This window comes from Alphaproteobacteria bacterium, assembly GCA_019635875.1.
GTDB lineage: Bacteria > Pseudomonadota > Alphaproteobacteria > Reyranellales > Reyranellaceae > JAFAZJ01.
Genome location: JAHBYP010000003.1, coordinates 240,228 through 257,940 on the forward strand (window position 1 = coordinate 240,228; position 17,713 = coordinate 257,940).

General features: G+C 69.5%; 18 protein-coding genes. 14 read left to right on the forward strand and 4 right to left on the reverse strand.

Going from position 1 to position 17,713, the window contains the following annotated elements; translation table 11 throughout:
* The first annotated feature begins 170 nt into the window (after nucleotides 1-170).
* The 3 genes from KF889_12455 to KF889_12465 all read left to right on the forward strand — a co-directional run bounded on the left by KF889_12455 (nucleotide 171) and on the right by KF889_12465 (nucleotide 3,304).
* A complete protein-coding gene (locus KF889_12455; GenBank protein ID MBX3500250.1) occupies nucleotides 171-1,559 on the forward strand; it encodes an aminotransferase class III-fold pyridoxal phosphate-dependent enzyme in 1,389 nt (462 codons plus the stop codon).
* A gap of 196 nt (nucleotides 1,560-1,755) precedes the next feature.
* Nucleotides 1,756-2,517 (forward strand): ABC transporter ATP-binding protein, encoded by a 762-nt coding sequence (locus tag KF889_12460; protein MBX3500251.1) that lies wholly within the window; start codon nucleotides 1,756-1,758, stop codon nucleotides 2,515-2,517.
* Nucleotides 2,510-3,304: an ABC transporter permease gene (locus KF889_12465; GenBank protein ID MBX3500252.1), complete on the forward strand. Its 795-nt coding sequence runs from the start codon at nucleotides 2,510-2,512 to the stop codon at nucleotides 3,302-3,304. The genes KF889_12460 and KF889_12465 overlap by 8 nt, the downstream gene beginning before the upstream one ends.
* Here KF889_12465 and KF889_12470 read toward each other — a convergent pair.
* On the reverse strand, nucleotides 3,267-3,596 hold the full coding sequence (locus KF889_12470) for a hypothetical protein (GenBank protein MBX3500253.1): 330 nt from the start codon (nucleotides 3,594-3,596) through the stop codon (nucleotides 3,267-3,269). The genes KF889_12465 and KF889_12470 overlap by 38 nt on opposite strands.
* Nucleotides 3,597-3,673: 77 nt before the next feature.
* Between KF889_12470 and KF889_12475 the strand changes: the two genes are divergently transcribed.
* From KF889_12475 to KF889_12520, 10 genes are all read left to right on the forward strand, one after another.
* Complete coding sequence (locus tag KF889_12475; protein MBX3500254.1) at nucleotides 3,674-3,898, forward strand: hypothetical protein; 225 nt, start codon at nucleotides 3,674-3,676, stop codon at nucleotides 3,896-3,898.
* Nucleotides 3,899-4,229: 331 nt separating this feature from the next.
* Nucleotides 4,230-5,531, forward strand: coding sequence for an FAD-dependent oxidoreductase (locus tag KF889_12480; GenBank protein MBX3500255.1), 1,302 nt, complete (start codon nucleotides 4,230-4,232; stop codon nucleotides 5,529-5,531).
* Between the two features lie 66 nt (nucleotides 5,532-5,597).
* Nucleotides 5,598-6,839, forward strand: coding sequence for an ABC transporter substrate-binding protein (locus tag KF889_12485; protein MBX3500256.1), 1,242 nt, complete (start codon nucleotides 5,598-5,600; stop codon nucleotides 6,837-6,839).
* A 145-nt stretch (nucleotides 6,840-6,984) separates the two neighbouring features.
* On the forward strand, nucleotides 6,985-7,851 hold the full coding sequence (locus KF889_12490; GenBank protein ID MBX3500257.1) for a branched-chain amino acid ABC transporter permease: 867 nt from the start codon (nucleotides 6,985-6,987) through the stop codon (nucleotides 7,849-7,851).
* 171 nt (nucleotides 7,852-8,022) lie between these two features.
* Nucleotides 8,023-9,000 (forward strand): branched-chain amino acid ABC transporter permease, encoded by a 978-nt coding sequence (locus tag KF889_12495; protein ID MBX3500258.1) that lies wholly within the window; start codon nucleotides 8,023-8,025, stop codon nucleotides 8,998-9,000.
* A gap of 145 nt (nucleotides 9,001-9,145) precedes the next feature.
* Nucleotides 9,146-9,880, forward strand: a complete 735-nt coding sequence (locus KF889_12500; GenBank protein MBX3500259.1) for an ABC transporter ATP-binding protein — start codon at nucleotides 9,146-9,148, stop codon at nucleotides 9,878-9,880.
* Nucleotide 9,881: 1 nt separating this feature from the next.
* Nucleotides 9,882-10,586, forward strand: coding sequence for an ABC transporter ATP-binding protein (locus KF889_12505; GenBank protein MBX3500260.1), 705 nt, complete (start codon nucleotides 9,882-9,884; stop codon nucleotides 10,584-10,586).
* Between the two features lie 270 nt (nucleotides 10,587-10,856).
* On the forward strand, nucleotides 10,857-12,365 hold the full coding sequence (locus KF889_12510) for a HAMP domain-containing protein (GenBank protein MBX3500261.1): 1,509 nt from the start codon (nucleotides 10,857-10,859) through the stop codon (nucleotides 12,363-12,365).
* Complete coding sequence (locus KF889_12515; protein MBX3500262.1) at nucleotides 12,362-13,558, forward strand: acyl-CoA dehydrogenase family protein; 1,197 nt, start codon at nucleotides 12,362-12,364, stop codon at nucleotides 13,556-13,558. The genes KF889_12510 and KF889_12515 overlap by 4 nt, the downstream gene beginning before the upstream one ends.
* Before the next feature lie 7 nt (nucleotides 13,559-13,565).
* The gene (locus tag KF889_12520) at nucleotides 13,566-14,450 is read left to right on the forward strand and encodes a TauD/TfdA family dioxygenase (protein MBX3500263.1); all 885 of its coding nucleotides are present in this window, start codon (nucleotides 13,566-13,568) and stop codon (nucleotides 14,448-14,450) included.
* 89 nt (nucleotides 14,451-14,539) lie between these two features.
* Here the strand turns inward: KF889_12520 and KF889_12525 are convergent, their stop codons facing one another.
* The 3 genes from KF889_12525 to KF889_12535 all read right to left on the reverse strand — a co-directional run bounded on the left by KF889_12525 (nucleotide 14,540) and on the right by KF889_12535 (nucleotide 15,944).
* A complete protein-coding gene (locus KF889_12525) occupies nucleotides 14,540-14,941 on the reverse strand; it encodes a hypothetical protein (GenBank protein ID MBX3500264.1) in 402 nt (133 codons plus the stop codon).
* Nucleotides 14,942-15,027: 86 nt separating this feature from the next.
* Complete coding sequence (locus tag KF889_12530) at nucleotides 15,028-15,426, reverse strand: Rrf2 family transcriptional regulator (GenBank protein ID MBX3500265.1); 399 nt, start codon at nucleotides 15,424-15,426, stop codon at nucleotides 15,028-15,030.
* Nucleotides 15,423-15,944, reverse strand: a complete 522-nt coding sequence (locus KF889_12535) for a GNAT family N-acetyltransferase (protein MBX3500266.1) — start codon at nucleotides 15,942-15,944, stop codon at nucleotides 15,423-15,425. Before KF889_12535 ends, KF889_12530 begins: the two co-directional genes overlap by 4 nt.
* 93 nt (nucleotides 15,945-16,037) lie before the next feature.
* On the opposite strand from KF889_12535, the gene boxC reads away from it, so the two are divergent.
* Entirely contained in the window at nucleotides 16,038-17,708 is a 1,671-nt protein-coding gene (gene boxC, locus KF889_12540) for a 2,3-epoxybenzoyl-CoA dihydrolase (GenBank protein ID MBX3500267.1), read from the forward strand.
* Nucleotides 17,709-17,713 lie beyond the last annotated feature (5 nt).

Below are 17,713 nucleotides of genomic sequence, written 5' to 3' on the forward strand. Positions count from 1 at the left end.
CGAAGACAAACTCCTGCGTTCGCCTTCGACATCCCCCTTCCGTCGCTACGCGCCACCTTCCCCCTCCGGGGGAAGGGAAATTGAACCCATACAAGGTCACGCGCCACCTTCCCCCGCCAGCGGGGGAAGGTAGAGTGCGGCGTCCCCGCGTGAAGGAGTTCGCCATGGCGATGCCCGCCGAAGCCCCAACCAATTCGACCATCGCTGCCGATTACCGGGCGAAGACGCCGACCTCGGAGAAGCTGTTCAGGCGCGCGGCGCAGGTGCTGCCCAGCGGCATCACGCATGACGGCCGCCATCTCGATCCCTACCCGCTCTATGCGACCAAAGGCAAAGGCAGCCGCAAATGGTGCGCCGACGGGCACGAGTACGTCGACTATTTCGGCGGCCATGGCGCGATGATCCTCGGCCACAGCAGGCCCGAGGTGGTCGAGGCGGTGCAGAGGCAGGCGGCGCTGGGCACGCATCTGGGCTCATCGCACGAGCTGGAGGTACGCTGGGCCGAGCTGGTGTGCCGGCTGATCCCGTGCGCCGAGAAGGTGCGTTTCACGTCGTCGGGCACCGAGGCCTCGCACATGGTGCTGCGCCTGGCGCGCGCCTTCACCGGCAAGCCCAAGGTCGTGCGCTTCACCGGCCACTTCCACGGCTGGCACGACGGCGTCGTGCCCGGCGGCACCTCGCATTTCGACGGCGGCACGCCGGTCGGCATCCTGCCCACCATGGTCGACCAGTCGATCGTCATGCCGACCGACGATCCGGCGCCGACGGTGCGGCTGCTGGAGGAGCGCGACGACATCGCCGCGGTGATGCTCGAGCCCTCGGGCGCGTCGTGGGGCCAGGTGCCGCTGCCGCCGGGCTTCCTGGAGGCGCTGCGCGAGGCGACGAAGAATAAGGGCGTGCTGCTGATCTTCGACGAGGTGATCACCGGCTTCCGATGGTCCACGGGCGGCGCGCAGAAAGCGCTGGGCATCACGCCAGACCTCTGCATCCTCGCCAAGATCGTCGCCGGCGGTCTGCCGGGCGGCGCGGTGGCCGGCCGCAAGGACGTGCTCGACCTGCTCGATTTCGGCTTCACCCGGTCGAGGAAGCTCGAGAAGATCGCCCATCCCGGCACCTACAACGCCAACCCGCTGTCGGCCGCCGCCGCCGTCGCCGCGCTGGAGATCCTCGAGCGCGAGGATGCGCCGGCCAGGGCCAACGCCGTCACCGCGACCTTGCGCGAGGCGCTGCGCCAGGTGCTGATCGAGGAAGGCATCCCGTGGGGCGTCTACGGCGACTCCTCGGCCTTCCAGATCTTCTCCAACCCCAACGGCATCGCCATCGATCCCGCGACCTTCGATCCGCTGAAGCTCGGCTTCAAGGGCCTGAAGGGCGCGCGCGATGCGGCCTATCTCGGCAAGGTGCGCATGGCGATGCTGCTCTACGGCGTCGACATCATGGGCGGCACCGGCGGCCTGGTCTCAGCCTCGCATGACCAGAAGGACGTCGACTTCACCGCCCACGCCCTGCGCCAGGCGGTGCGCGTGATGAAGGCCGAGCGCGAGATCAGAGGACTCTGACCGCTTTTCCTTCTCCCCGCGAAGGCGGGGAGAAGGTGCCCGAAGGGCGGATGAGGGGCTTCGCGGAGGTTCAACAGGGGCAGCGTTCTTTGTTGCGCGAGAAGCCCCTCATCCGCCTCGCTGGCGCTCGGCACCTTCTCCCCGCCTTCGCGGGGAGAAGGGAGACTCCACGATCCCATCTGCTAAAACACACGCCATGGACATCCGCATCGAGGGCGTGACGCATCGTTATGACGGGCTGCTCGTCCTCGACGGCATCGATCTGGCGATCGGCGAGGGCGAGACCGTGGTGCTGGTCGGGCCCTCGGGCTGCGGCAAGTCGACCCTGCTGGGCATCGTCGGCGGTCTGCTGAAGCCGAGCGAAGGCCGCGTCGCCACGCTGGGCGCGCCGCGCCGCGACTCGCTCAACCCCTTCACCTACGTGTTCCAGGATTTCGCGCTGCTGCCCTGGCGCAGCGTCGCCGCCAATGTCGCGCTGGCGCTGGAGCATCATCGGCTGGGCGCCAGGGAGCGCGCGGAGCGCGTGAGCGAGGCGCTGGCGCTGACCGGGCTGCGCGACTTCGCGCAGGCGTACCCGAAGCAGCTGAGCGGCGGCATGCGCCAGCGCGTCGGCATCGCCCGCGCGCTGGTCGTGCGCCCCTCGGTGCTGCTGCTCGACGAGCCGCTCTCGGCGCTCGACGCGCAGACCCGCGAGCTCCTGATGGAGGACCTGCTGGCGATCTGGGCGCGCGAGCGCGGCACCCGGCTCTACGTCACGCACAATCTCGACGAGGCGGCGCGGCTCGCCGACCGCGTCGTCGTGCTGTCGCGCAGGCCCGGCCGCATCCGCGAGGTCGTCGCCATCGAGGAGCCGGTGGCCAAGCGCGGCGCGGCGATCGTCGCCGAGATGCGCGAGCGGCTGTGGCGGCTGATCCGCGAGGAGGCGCGCGAGGCCGAGCGCGAGGTGCAGCATGTCTGACGCCCCGCGGCGCGCCGTGCGCTTCCGCGGCGGCGGCTATGAGGTGCGCCCGCGCCGCTGGGCGCCGTGGCTGATCTTCGCCCTGCTGCTGCTGCTGTGGCACGTCGCCTCGAGCCGCGGCTGGATCTCGCCCTCCTCCCTGCCCAGCCCCGGATCCGTCGTCCTGGCCTTCGGCGAGATGATCGAGCGCGGCACCCTGCAGAAGCATCTCTGGGAATCGGCGCGCCGCATCGCGCTGGGCTGGGCGCTGGGCACCCTGGCGGGGCTGGCGATCGGCCTCTCCATGGGCATCTTCTCGCTGGCGCGCGCCGGGCTGCTGCCGCTGGTCTCCGCCCTCTTCCCGATCCCCAAGATCGCGCTCTTGCCGCTGTTCATCCTGTGGTTCGGCATCGGCGAGGCCTCGAAGGTGGCGACCATCGGCTTCGGCGTGTTCTTCCCCACGGTGATCGCCGCCTACGCCGCCTGCGATTCCGTGCCGCGCAACCTGATCCGCATGGCCCAGAGCTTCGGCCTGCCGGCGCGCCACATCGTCTGGAAGGTGCTGGTGCCCGGCGCCATGCCCGGCATCCTGGCGGGCTTCCGCATCACCGCCTCGATCGCCCTGATCCTGGTGGTCGCCGCCGAGATGATCGGCGCCGAGTACGGCGTCGGCGCCTTCATCCTGGCCACCGGCAACCTGATGCAGACCGACCACCTGGTGGCCGGCGTGGCGATCCTCTCGCTCTTCGGCCTGCTGGTGAACTGGCTGCTCAGCGCGATCGAGAGGAGCGTGCTGCGCTGGCGTTGAAGGCGCGGCGCGTCAGCGCGCGGGTGCCCAGCAGCATGCCGCGCACCAGCAGGCCGCTCGCCAGGAAGAAGAACGGCAGGCCGAGCAGCTCGTAGGCGATCTCGCCGGCGTTGAGCGATACCGGACCGGTGCACCAGCGCGCCGACCAGTCGCCCAGCACGCACGCCAGGCCGGTCGTCCAGATGCCCATGAACGCCCAGACGCCCGTCATCAGCACCCACAGGCGGAACAGGCGGCGCCACAGGATCGCGCTGTCGTCGGGCGGCGCGGCCGGCCGGGAATCCGAGCTCATGCGTCCGTCATGCCCGATGAATCCCCGGCAGACAAGCCGGGGCCGCAGCCTTGCCGCCGCTCCCGCGTTGTCGCGGCATGAAACCGGACGATGACGCCGCCGCCATCCGCGACGCCCTGATCGGCCTCGACGAACTGGTCGACGCCGCCGACGGCATCCTGGCGCGCGCCGCCGATCCGGCAAGCGGACTGTCACCCGAGGCGGCGCTCGCCGAGTTGGGCGCGCTGCTGACCGGCGAGACCGGCATGGCCGCCCGCGCCGCCGCCGAGGCCGTCCTCGGCCGCTCCACCGGCGGGGCGTAGCCGCTGACGGTCGATGACGGTGATGACGGTATGGACGGTGCATTCCCCCTCTTTTCTGTTGAAGGGAGGGGGGCCCGCGCCATCGCAGGCGCGGGGAGGCAGTCCGCGGGCGGCCCTCAGTCCGCTCCGCCATCCCAGCCAGTAAATCGCGCGGAACGACCGTCCAAGCCGTCCAAGCCGTCACAACTGTCAGGGCACCACCGTCACCATCGTCAGGCCTGTTCTTGCGTGCGTGCTCCTTCTGCCGTTGGCGCACGGAAGGCCACGAACGACGCGATCTGTCGATTTCCACCCCTACGGTTGTCGAGAAGAGCGGAGTAATGTCGATTCCATGCGGATAAACCTCGTTACCAACATTGTCGGAATCGGCCCCTCGCCCGCCCCTGTCATCGTCGAGGCCGACCTGGCGGTGCTGGGCGCCGGCGTCGCCGGCGTCTCGGCGGCGGTCGAGGCGGCGCGGCTCGGCCGGCGGGTGGTGCTGGTCGACGGCGCCCCGACCCTGGGCGGCCAGTCGGTGGCGGCGGCCATCGGCACCTTCTGCGGCTTCTATTCCAACGGCCCGAGCCCCTACCCCACGGTGCACGGCATCGCCCAGGAGATCATCCGCGACCTCGACGCCCAGGGCGCGCTCCGGCCGATCCACGGAAGGCGCAACACCATCATCGTGCCCTACGACGAGGTGGCGCTGGGCCGCTGGATCGAGCGCAAGGTGGCGTCGCTGCCGCAGATCGTGCCGCTGACCGGCGCGCTGCTGCTCGACGTGGCGCGCGACGGCGGCCGCATCCGCTCGGCGCGGCTGGCCACGCGCTACGGCATGGTCGAGCTGCGCGCCTCGGGCTGGATCGACGCCTCGGGCGACGCGGCCCTGGCCTGGGCGGCGGGCTTCGCCTGCCGCGAGCCCGAGACGCCGGTCTGGGGCACCAACATGATGGTGCTGGAGGGCGTCGAGCGCGACGCGCTCGCGGCCATCGACCGCGCCGAGGTCAAGGCGCGGCTCAGCGCCAAGTCGGCCGCCTACGGGCTGCGCCGCCACGACGGCTTCCTGTTCGCCACCTTCGGCGACGACCGCGCGCTGGTGAACATGACGCACATCGCCACGCCGCTCGATCCGCTGGGCGCGGCGCGCATGACGCTCGACGGCCGCGACCAGGCCGACCGCCTGCTGCTGTTCCTGAAGGACGCCTATCCCGCGGCGTTCGCCCGGGCGACGGTGCGCGTTTACGGCCAGCCCGGCATCCGCATGACGCGCTGGATCAAGGGCCGCCATCACCTCACCGTCGAGGAGGTGCGCCAGGGCGTGCGCCACGACGACGCCATCGCCCGCTGCTCCTGGCCGATCGAGCTGCACAACCGCCCGGACGACGTGCACTGGGAGGAGTTCGGCGACGACCACATGCACTGGGTGCCGCTGGGCTCGCTGGTGCCGGAGGGTGCCGACAACCTGCTGGCGGCCGGCCGCTGCATCGACGGCGATCCGGCGGCGCTGTCCTCGGTGCGGGTGATGGGCCCCTGCATCGCCACCGGCGCCGCGGCGGCGCACGCGCTGGACCTCGCCGGCTCGGGCTCGGTGAGCCAGATCGACGTCAAGGCGCTGCAGGCGCGGCTGCACGACAATCTCGATCGGCGCGACTGATCCGGGCCTTGCCGCTCCCCGGCGACCTGATTAGTTTGGTACCCAACCAATTCCGGGAGGAATGCCATGTCCAAGCTCTTCACCCTCGGCCGCCGGCGCTTCGCCGCGGTGACCGCCGCCTCCGCACTCGCAGCCCCGCTGCCGTTGCGCCATGGCTTCGCGCAGGGCGCGGCGCTGAAGGTCGGCCTGTTGCTGCCGACCTCCGGCGTGCAGGCGCTGATCGGCCAGATGTGCGCGCGCACCACGGCGCTCGCCAACGACGTGCTGGCCGACTCCAAGGTCCCGGTGAAGCTGGAGATCGCCAGCTACGACACCGAGTCCAACCCCGACATGTCGCGCACCCAGGCCGAGAAGGCGATCGCGGCCGGCGCGCATGTGCTGGTCGGCGCCTTCGACTCGGGCCAGACGATGGCGATCGCGCAGGTCGCCGAGCAGAAGGGCGTGCCGATGATCGTAAACATCGCCGCCGCGCCGCAGATCACCGAGTCGGGCTTCAAGTGGGTGGTGCGCAACTTCCCGACCGCGCCGATGCTGGTGACCGGCGCGCTCACCCTGCAGAAGGATCTGTTCGCCGCCACCGGCAAGACGCCGAAGACCGCCGTGCTGATGTCGGTCAACGACACCTTCGGCGAGGCGATGATGCGGGCCATCCCCGGCCTGGCGAAGCACCTGCAGATGCCCTACGAGATCGTCGACACCATCGCCTACGATCCGCGCGCCAAGGACCTGTCGGCCGAGGTCGCCAAGGCCAAGGCGACCAAGGCCGAGCTGGTGATGCCGGTGTCGCGGCTCAACGACGCCAAGCTCCTGATCCAGGAGATGGTCAAGCAGCAATACGAGCCGATGGGCATCGTCAATCCCGGCGCGCCCGGCCTCTACGAGCCCGACTTCCTCAAGACCATGGGCAAGTTCGCCAATTTCCACGTCTCGAACGTGCCGTGGGTCAATCCGAAGTCGGCGATGGCCCAGTCGCTGGAGAAGCGCTACGCGGCGAAGTTCAAGGACGGCCAAGTCGACATCAACATCGGCTTCACCTTCGAGGGCCTGCTGGTCGCGGCCGACGCCTATGTCCGCGCCAAGGCGACCGGCCCGGCCGAGCTGATGGCGGCGATCAAGTCGACCAACATCGCCGAGCACGTCATGACCGGCGGGCCGATCAAGTTCGACGAGAAGGGCCAGAACACCGGCATCAAGGCCGCCGCGGTGCAGAACCTCAACAACAAGCCGACGGTCGTGCTGCCGGCGGAGTTCGCGGTCGCCAAGCCGGTCTTCCCGATGCCCGGCTGGCGGGCCAAGGAACGGGGTTAGCCGTTTTCCTTCCCCCGGAGGGGGAAGGTGCCCGAAGGGCGGAAGGGGGATGTCGAAGACGGACAACGATGGCGTTGAAACATCCCCCATCCGTCAGCGCTACGCGTTGCCACCTTCCCCCTCCGGGGGAAGGCAAGAGAGCTGAATGCTGACCGACATCATCCAGGCGACCATCATGGGCCTGCTCACCGGCATGGTGTACGGGCTGATGGCGCTCGGGCTGTCGGTGATCTTCGGCGTCATGCGCGTGGTCAACTTCGCGCATGGCGAGATGATGGTCGTCGGCATGTACCTCGCCTGGCTGCTGTTCGAGCGGCTCGGCATCGATCCCCTGCTCGCCGTGCCGCTGGTCGCCGCCGCGCTGTTCGCCGCCGGCTACGGCCTGCAGCGCGGCCTGATCAACCCCTTCATCAACGTCGCCGAGCACATGCAGTTCATGCTGCTGCTGGCGGTGGCGATCATCATCGTCAATCTCTGCCTGCTGATCGCCGGGCCCGACACCTACGGCGTGCAGGTCGACTACATGTTCGATTCCTACGCGCTGGGCCCCTTCACCTTCGACGCCGTGCGCGTCTACGCCGCGCTGGCGGCGATGGCGATCGCCGGGCTGCTCTATCTCTTCTTCACCCGCACGCGCATCGGCAAGTCGATCCGCGCCGCCGCCGACAACCACACCGGCGCGCTGGTCGTGGGGCTGGACGTGCCGCGCCTCTACGCGCTGACCTTCGGCATCGGCGCCGCCTGCGTCGGTGCCGCCGGCGCGCTGATGATCCTCGTGGTGCAGGCCCAGCCCTTCCTCGCCATCGATTACACGCTGCTGGCCTTCGTCATCGTCATCGTCGGTGGGCTGGGCAGCATGCCCGGCGCGCTGGCCGGCGGCCTGCTGATCGGCGTCTCGGAGTCGCTGGCCGGGCTGCTGATCCAGCCCTCGCTGAAGAGCGTCTTCAGCTTCGGCCTGCTGATCCTCGTGCTGCTGCTCAGGCCTCAGGGCCTGTTCGCGCGCCGTGGTTAGTGCGCGCTTTCATACCTTCCCCCGGAGGGGGAAGGTGGCGCGCGCAGCGCGACGGAAGGGGGATGCCGCAACGAAGCCGGTGTTCGTCTTCGACATCCCCCTTCCGCCCTTCGGGCACCTTCCTCCTCCGGGGGAAGGCAGGTAAGCATGTGGCAACGCCTCACATCGGGCATGACGCCGCGCGGGATGATCGCGCTGGCGGTCGTGGGCGCCGTGCTGCTCGCCGCGCCGGCCGTGATCGGATCGTACCCGCTGTCGATCCTGATCCTCGTGATCTACTTCGCCTATATCGGCCAGGCATGGAACGTGATGATGGGCTTCGCCGGCCAGCTGTCGCTGGGGCATGCGCTCTATCTCGGGCTGGGCGGCTACACGGCAGCGGCGCTCGCCTTCCATTTCGGCCTCTCGCCGTGGCTCGGCATGGTCGCCGGCGTGCTGGTCGCCATGCTGGCCGGCGGCCTCGTCGGCTTCCTCGGCTTCCGCTTCTCGCTCGCCGGCGTCTATTTCGCGCTGCTGACCATCGCCTTCGCCGAGTTCACCCGTATCCTGTTCGACCATTTCAAGTGGGTCGGCGGCTCGGCCGGCCTGTTCCTCAAGGTCTCCGGCGATGCGGGCCTGTGGCATCTGCGCGGCGGGCCGGTGATGTTCTACTACGTGATCCTGGCGCTGGCGGTGCTGGCGCTGGTCGCCTGTCGCCTGCTGCTGACCAGCCGGCTCGGCTATTACTGGCTCGCCATCCGCGAGGACCCCGAGGCGGCGCAGGCCAGCGGCGTCGACGTCCTGCGCTGCAAGATGATCGCCGTGCTGATCTCGTCAGGCATGGCGGCGGTAGGCGGCGCCTGGGCGGCGTTCTACTACAAGAACCTGTTCCCCGAGACCGCCTTCGCCGTGGGCCGCTCGATCGAGGTGATCCTGGCGCCGATCATCGGCGGGCTGGGCACGCTGATCGGCCCCTTCGTCGGCGCCGCCCTGCTGGTCAGCCTGGGCGATCTCTTCACCATCGCCGCCGAGCGCATCGGCGAGGTCTTCGGCATCAAGACCGCCGGCCTCAAGCAGATCTTCTACGGGCTGGCCCTGCTCTGCATCGTCGCCTTCCGCCGCGACGGCGTGTGGCCCTGGCTCGCCCGCAAGCTGGGCTTCGTGCGATGAGGGCGCTCGCTCATACCTTCCCCCGGAGGGGGAAGGTGCCCGAAGGGCGGAAGGGGGATGTCGAAGACGGACTCCTGCGTCCGTCTTCGACATCCCCCTTCCGTCGCGCTGGCGCGCGCCACCTTCCCCCTCCGGGGGAAGATTCATGACTGCCGGCGGCGCGCATCTCAGCGTGCGGGCGCTGAGCAAGAGCTTCCGCGGTCTGCGCGCGGTGCACGATGTCGGCTTCGACGTGCCGGCCGGCGCGATCCATGCCCTGATCGGGCCCAATGGCGCGGGCAAGACCACCACGTTCAACATGATCGCCGGCGTCTTCCCGCCCAGCGCCGGCACGGTCGAGCTTGACGGCCGTACCATCACCGGGCTGAGGCCGGACCGCATCTGCGACGCCGGCATCGGCCGCACCTTCCAGATCGTCAAGCCCTTCCCGGCGCTCAGCGTGCTGGAGAACGTCATCGTCGGCGCGCTCAAGCGCGAGCCCCGTGTCGAGGCCGCGCGCGAGAAGGCGCTCGCCGTGCTGCGCGATCTCGGCCTCCACGACAAGCGGGCGATGACGGCGTCGAACCTCACCCTGCCCGACCGCAAGCGCCTGGAGGTGGCGCGTGCGCTGGCCACCGGCCCGCGCCTGCTGCTGCTCGACGAAGTGATGGCCGGTCTGCGGCCGACCGAGACCGACCAGATGGTGGCCTTCCTGCGCGAGCTCAATGCGCGCACCGGCCTCACCATCCTGCTGATCGAGCACGTGATGCGTGCGGTGATGGCGCTGTCGCAGCACATCGTCGTGCTGAACTACGGCGAGAAGATCGCCGAGGGTCCGCCCGATGCGATCGCGCGCGACCAGCGCGTGCTCGACGTCTATCTCGGCCAGGAGTCGCACTGACATGCTGGCCGTCGAGGGCCTCGACCTGTTCTACGGCGACGCCCAGGCGCTCGATGGCGTGTCGCTTTCCGCCGCGCAGGGCGAGATCGTCGTCATCGTCGGCGCCAACGGTGCCGGCAAGAGCTCGCTGATCCGCTCGATCCATGGCATGCAAAAGCCGTCGAAGGGGCGCGTCACCTACCGGGGCGCCGACATCACCGGCTGGTCGAGCAACCGCGTCTGCGAGCTGGGCGTCGGCCATGTCGCCGAGGGCCGCCAGATCTTCCCCAATCTCTCGGTGCTCGAGAACCTGGAGATGGGCGCCACGCTCAAGCGCGCGCGCGGCGGGCTGGAGGCGACACTGCGGCGCGTGATGGAGCTGTTCCCGCGCCTGGAGGAGCGTCGCCGCCAGGCCGCCGGCACGCTCTCGGGCGGCGAGCAGCAGATGCTGGCGATCGGCCGCTGCCTGATGGGCCAGCCCGAGATGATCATGTTCGACGAGCCGTCGCTGGGCCTGTCGCCGACCCTGACCCAGGAAGTCTTCCGGGTCATCCGCACCCTGCACGAGGACGGCATGACCATCCTGCTGGTCGAGCAGAACGTCATGGCCTCCCTGAAGCTCGCCCAGCGCGGCTACGTGCTGGAGAACGGCCGCGTCGTACTGGAAGGCACGGCCCAGTCCCTGCTCGACAGCGACCGCGTGCGCCAGGCGTACCTGGGACTGTGATTTTCCTTCCCCTGGAGGGGGAAGGGCTATCGCATATGGCCTTCTTCCCTTCTCCCCGCGAAGGCGGGGAGAAGGTGCCGAGCGCCAGCGAGGCGGATGAGGGGCTTCCTCCTGCAACAACGAACGCCGTCGTTGCTGAGACTCCGCGAAGCCCCTCATCCGCCCTTCGGGCACCTTCTCCCCGCCTTCGCGGGGAGAAGGACGGCGTTGCAAATCCATATGCGATAGCCCTGCCCCTCCGGGGGAAGGGAATATGGTAAGCATTGAGCCGTGACCGATCGCGTTCCCCTCGACGGCGAGGCGCGCCGGGTGATCCGGCGCTACTATCTCGCCATGTCGCTGATCTTCTTCGTCGACACGATGATCAGCTTCATCTTCTGCTGGATCCACGACGCCTTCCGGCTGTTCGCGCTCAACATCGCGGTCGACGTCGTGGTGCTGCTCGGCGTCAACCTCTACGGTGCGTCGCGCATCTTCGCGCCGATCCGCGCCTTCATCCAGACCGGCGAGAATTTTGAAGGCATCGAACGCCGGCTGACCCAGCTGCCGCTGCGCTCCGCCTACTGGGTCGCCATCCTGTTCATGGTGATCATGAGCGAGCGGCTGTTCCTGCCGCGTGTCCTGGGCGCCACCGCCTCGGAGGTGCCGCTGTCGACCTGGGCCGACACCGCATCGACCATCGCGGTGCAGACGCTGCTCGGCTTCGTGCTCACCTACTTCATCGTCAGCGGCTACCTCGAGGGCCTGTGCCACTTCCTGTTCCGCCGCCACGGCGTGAACCTCAGCCTGTTCTTCGGCAATTTCGGCCGCAAGATCGCCGTGGCGCTGGGCTTCTCCGCCATCGCGCCGCTGCTGCTGATCGCCGTCGAGATCCTGAGCTACACCGGCGAGCGGCTGGAGCAGGAGATCATGATCGACCTGATCGCCGCCGCCTTCGTGCTGCCGATCGTGCTCTACTGGGTGTCGCGCTCGCTGACCAACCCGCTGCGCCGCCTCGAGCAGGGCATGGACAAGGTCGCCGCCGGCGACCTGCAGGTGCGCCTGCCGGTGACCTCCAACGAGGAGGTCGGCGAGCTCACCGCGCGCTTCAACCAGATGACGGTCGGCCTGCGCGAGCGCGATCGCCTGCGCGAGACCTTCGGCAAGTATGTCAGCGAGAGCGTCGCCAGCCAGCTGCTGCAGGAATCGCCCGACGGACGCCTCACCGGTCAGACGCGCGAGGCGACGCTGATGTTTACCGACATCGACGGCTTCACCACGCTGTCGGAGCGCGCCGACCCCGACGCGCTGATCGCCGCGCTCGACGAATACCTCGCCGCCGTGCTGCCGCCGATCCAGCGCAACGGCGGCGTGGTCAATACCTTCATCGGCGACGGCCTGTTCGCCAGCTTCAACCTGCCGCTTCTCAACGAGGATCACGCCGCCGCCGCCGTGGCCGCGGCGCTGGAGATCGTCGAGGCGACGCAGGAGCGCGTCTTCTCGGGCGGCCTGCGCCTGCCCACCCGCATCGGGATCAATACCGGGCTGGTGATCGGCGGCACGATCGGCGCCGGCGACCGGCTGAGCTACACCCTGCTGGGCGACGCGGTGAACACCGCGGCGCGCCTGCAGGAGCTCAACAAGCGGCACGGCACGCGCATCCTTGTGGCGCAGACAAGCCTGCTGCGCGCCGGACCACGCTTCAAGTTCACGTCGCTGGGCGATATGGAGATCAGGGGCCGCAGCGAGCGGCTGCCGATTCATCGCGTCGACGGGCGCCTGCTGGAGAAGTTGGGATGAGCATCGCATTGGACGCCTCACAGACCGCCCTGCAGGCGAAGGCCCGCGAGCTGGCCAACGGCCCGGTCGCGGCGCGCGCCGCCGATGTCGATCGTAGCGAGCAATATCCCTGGGACAACGTCGCGCTTCTGAAGGACGCCGGGCTGCTGGGCATGACAATCCCCACCGCCTATGGCGGCCAGGGGCGCGCCTGGCTCGACGCCGTGCTGGTGATCGAGGCGCTGTCGTCGGCCTGCTCGGTGACCGGCCGCATCGCCGTCGAGACCAACATGGGCGCGGTCAGCGCCATCATGGCCTATGGCTCCGAGGACCAGAAGAAGATGGCCGCGGCGATGGTGCTGGACGGCGACAAGCCGGCGATCTGCATCACCGAGCCCGAGGCCGGCTCCGACGCCAGCGGCATGACCACGCGCGCCGACCGGCGCGGCAACCGCTTCGTGGTGAATGGCAAGAAGCACTGGATCACCGGCGGCGGCGTGTCGCGCCTGCACCTGATCTTCGCCAAGGTCTACGACGAGAAGGGCAACGAGGAAGGCGTCGGCGGCTTTCTCGCCGTCCGCGACGAGACCCAGGGCCTGAAGATCGTCACGCGCGAGCCGACCATGGGCCTGCGCGGCATTCCCGAGGCCGAGATCGCCTTCGAGGACATGGAGCTGCCGCCCTCGGCGCTGGTGATCCCGCCGCGCGGCCTGCGCAAGGGCTTCGCCGACCTGATGAACGCCTACAACAGCCAGCGCGTCGGCGCGGCGACGGTGGCGCTGGGCATCGCCGACGGCGCCTATCGCCTGGCGCTCGACTGGTCGGAGAGGCGCGAGCAGTTCGGCCGGCCGATCAACGAGTTCCAGGGCCTGCAGTGGAAGCTCGCCGACATGTCGATCAGGCTCGCCGCGGCGCGCGCGCTGGTCTATGGCGCGGCGCGCAGCGGCGACGGCGGCTTCCCCGACATGTTGCTGGCCGCGCAGGCCAAGGTGTTCACCTCGGAGAACGCCATCGCCATTGTCAACGACGCGCTGCAGGTGTTCGGCGCGCGCGGTTACTCGCGCAACCTGCCGCTGGAGCGCATGGCGCGCGACGTGCGCATGTTCACCATCGGCGGCGGGACGGCGGAGGTGCTGCGCAACGTCGTCGCTGGCGCGATCCTCAAGAAGAAGCTGCCGCAGACCCGCGACGGCTGGCTCAAGGCCGCCGAGTGAGGACATCGTGGCGATCGAGGTCGCGCCCCTGACGCCGGTCTTCGCCGGCCGCATGACCGGCATCGATGCGCGCCGCGAGCAGACGCCGGAGGAAGTCGCGGCGGTCGATGCCGGCATGGCCGAGTACGCCGTGCTGGTGCTGCCCGGCCAGGACATCAGCGACGAGCAGCAGATCGCCTTCACGCGCCATTTCGGCCCGCTGCAGGACGGCGCCAACGCCACCGAGCGGCGCCACGAGCTGCGGCTCGATCCGGCCTTCGCCGACGTCTCCAATATCGGCAAGGATGGCCGCATGCTGGCGCGCGACGACCGCCGCCGCATGGCCTCGCTGGGCAACCGGCTGTGGCACTCCGACGCCAGCTTCCGCGTCGTGCCGGCGCGCTATTCGCTGCTCAGCGGCCGCATCGTCGTTACCGCGGGCGGCAATACCGAGTTCGCCGACATGCGCGCGGCCTACGACGCGCTCGACCGCCAGACCAGGGACGACATCGAGGACATGATCTGCGAGCACTCGCAGATCTTCTCGCGCGAGCAGCTCGGCTTCACCGGCTTCCTGCCGGAGGAGCGCGCCAGGATGAAGCCGGTGCGCCATCGCCTGGTGCGCACGCATCCGATGTCGGGGCGCAAATCGATCTTCCTGTCGGCCCATATCGGCGGCATCGTCGGCTGGCCGATGCCCGAAGCGCGCGCCTTCATCCGCGACCTGATGGAGCACGCCACCCAGCCGCAATTCGTCTACGCGCATCGCTGGACACAGCACGACCTGGTGATCTGGGACAATCGCAGCACCATGCACCGCGTGCGCCGCTACGACGACCTCGCCATGGTCCGCGACCTGCGCCGCACCACGACCAAGTGCGATGGTCCGACTGCGGCGCAGGACGCCGCGTGAAGCCGCTGCCCCCTTGTCATCCCGAGCGCAGCGAGGGATCCGGGGCCAGCCTGGATCCCTCGCTGCGCTCGGGATGACAGGGCATCGATCTATGGTGCGCGGATCGTGAAGCCCGGCACCGCCCGGCCCTCGACATGGCCCGGATGGTACATGTCCATGAATACGCGGGCGGCGTTGGCGCCACAGGCGACGTTGTAGGCATCGACGATGGTGCCGTAGGGGCCGACGCCGAACGAGCCGATGCGGCTGAAGGTCGGCGTGCCGCCACCGGTGCAGAGGAGACGCGCGAGATAGGCGCGCTGGCCTGCCGGCCTGTGTACCCGCACGGGATTGCCCTTGTCGCCCAGCGGCAGCGCGTTGATCGCCCGCCAGTCGGGCGTGATCGTCTTGCGGCCCTCGAGCAGCGATTCGATCTCGATGCTGCCCGAGGTCTGCTGGGCGACGGCCGGCCACGCCGCGAGCAGCCAGAGGATGAGCAATGACCGACGCATACCCATCTCCTTCTCTTCGGGCCGCGCCGCTCCAGCGGCGCTCTTGAAAGCGTCGCTGGAGCGACGCGGCCCCAACGGCTCCCTGGCTACTGGCGCGCGTGCTTGAGCAGCGTCTCGAGCGTGATCGAGCGTAGCGTGGCCTCGGCGATCTCGTCGACCTCCGCCAGCACGCGGCCCAGCGCGCGGCCGATATCGGTGCCGTCGCCCGGCTCCGACGCGCGATCGCCCGGCTTCTCCTCGAACAGCGCGACGATGTCCATCAGGGTGGTGCGCCGGGGATTGCCGGTGAAGCGGTAGCCGCCGCCGGCGCCGCGTTCGGCCTCGACCAGCCCGGCACGGCCCAGCTCGCGCAGCACCTTGGCGAGATGGTTGGTCGACACCGCGAAGCGCTCCGACAGGTCGGTGGCCGAGAGCTGGCGTGCTGGATCGCGCGCCAGCTCGAGCGCGGCGTACAGCCCCAGCCGCGTCGCCATCTGCAGCTTCACGGCGGCAGCTCCATCTCCAGCTCCAGCGACGGGCCGGCGGTCAGCCCCTGGGCGCGGAAGAAGGACAGGATCAGATGATCGCGGCGATCGACCATGGTGCGCACGCGATCGATGCCCGAGGCGCGGAAGCGTGCGCACAGCCCGTCGAACAGCGCCGTGCCGATGCCGGCCTGGCGCAGCGCGGGATCGACCTGGATGGCGAAGATCCAGCCGGCCGGCGGCGAGCCGAACTCCCAGGCGCGGATCTCGCCGATGGAGAAGCCGGCGAAGGCGCCGCCGCCGGCCTGCGCCACCAGGAAGAAGCGGTCCTGCTGGGGGGCGATGCCCTCCTGCCAGTAGTCCCGCTTGGCGACGCCGGTCAGCCGGCGGTCGAGCTCGATGATCGCCGGCAGGTCGGCGGTGACGACGTCGCGGACTTGGATCGGCGTGGCTTCGCGCGGCTCTGCCGGCACGCCGGCCGGCTTGCGCCGCAGCACCGGCCGACGGCCCCAATCGCGCTTATCCACAGCCACCGGCATCCCCTTTTCGTGCGTTGACAGGGTGGGCCAGCCGACGCACACTGTAAATACGCATTTGAGTACCGAATTACGAATTATCACGCGCGAGGCAACATGGAGCCGGCCGCCGAGCCCTTCGTCGACTTTCGCACCGCGCCGGATCGCTACCGGCACTGGAAGCTCAAGCTCGACGGCGACGTGGCGATCCTCGCCATGGACATCGCCGAGGAGGCGACGCTCAAGCCGGGCTACCGGCTGAAGCTGAACTCCTATGACCTGGGCGTCGACATCGAGCTGGCCGACGCCGTGCAGCGCCTGCGCTTCGAACATCCCGAGATCGGCGCGGTGGTGATCACCTCGGCCAAGGACCGCGTGTTCTGCTCGGGCGCCAACATCAACATGCTCGGCGTCTCGAGCCACGATCACAAGGTGAACTTCTGCAAGTTCACCAACGAGACGCGCAACGGCATCGAGGACGCCTCGACCTTCTCCGGCCAGACCTATCTCTGCTCGGTCAACGGCACGGCCGCCGGCGGCGGCTACGAGCTGGCGCTGGCCTGCGAGAGCATCATCCTCGCCGACGACGGCAGCTCGGCCGTGTCGCTGCCCGAGCTGCCGCTGCTCGCCGTGCTGCCCGGTACCGGCGGGCTCACCCGCCTGGTCGACAAGCGCAAGGTGCGTCGCGACCACGCCGATTTCTTTTGCACGGTGAGCGAGGGCATGCGCGGCAGGCGCGCCGTCGAGTGGCGGCTGGTCGACGAGATCGTGCCGCGCTCGAAGCTCGACGAGGCGACCATGGCGCGCGCCCGCGCCATCGCCGCGAAGTCCGACCGGCCCAAGGGCGCCAGGGGCATCGCGCTGACGCCGCTGGCGCGCAGCATCGAGGGCGATCGCATCGCCTACACGCATCTCACCGTCGAGATCGACCGCGACCAGCGCGCGGCGCACTTCCACATCAAGGGGCCCGAGGCCGCGCCACCGAAGGACGTCGCCGGCATCGAGGCGCAGGGCGCCACGTTCTGGCCGCTCGCCTTCGCACGCGACCTCGACGACGCGATCCTCAATCTGCGTCTCAACGAGGGCGAGATCGGCACCTGGGTGTTCCACAGCGGCGGCGATCCTGATCTGGTCGCCGCCTACGATGGTCTGCTGCTCGCCAACCAGTCGCACTGGCTGGCGCGCGAGATCACGCTCTTCCTCAAGCGCACGCTCAAGCGCGTCGATGTCTCCTCGCGCAGCCTGATCGCGCTCATCGAGCAGGGCTCGTGCTTCGCCGGCTCGCTGCTGGAGCTCGTGCTCGCCGCCGACCGTTCCTACATGCTGATCGGCAAGCTCGAGGGCAGCAACCTGCCGGAAGCCACGGTGCGACTGAGCGGCCTGAACTTCGGCAAGCTGCCGATGGGCAACGGGCTGAGCCGCCTGCAGAGCCGCTTCCTCGCCGAGCCCGGGCGCGTCGAGGCGCTGCAGGCCGAGCTCGGCAGGCCGCTCGACGCCGAGGCCGCGGAGTCGCTCGGGCTGGTGACCTTCACGCCCGACGACATCGACTGGGAGGACGAGGTGCGGCTGGCGATCGAGGAGCGCGCCGCCTTCTCGCCCGACGGGCTCACCGGCATGGAGGCCAATCTGCGCTTCGCCGGGCCGGAGACCATGGAGACCAAGATCTTCGCCCGCCTGACGGCGTGGCAGAACTGGATCTTCCAGCGCCCCAACGCCGTCGGTGCCGACGGCGCGCTCAAGCTCTACGGGTCGGGCCGCAAGCCGGTCTACGACCGCCGCCGCGTCTAGGAGGA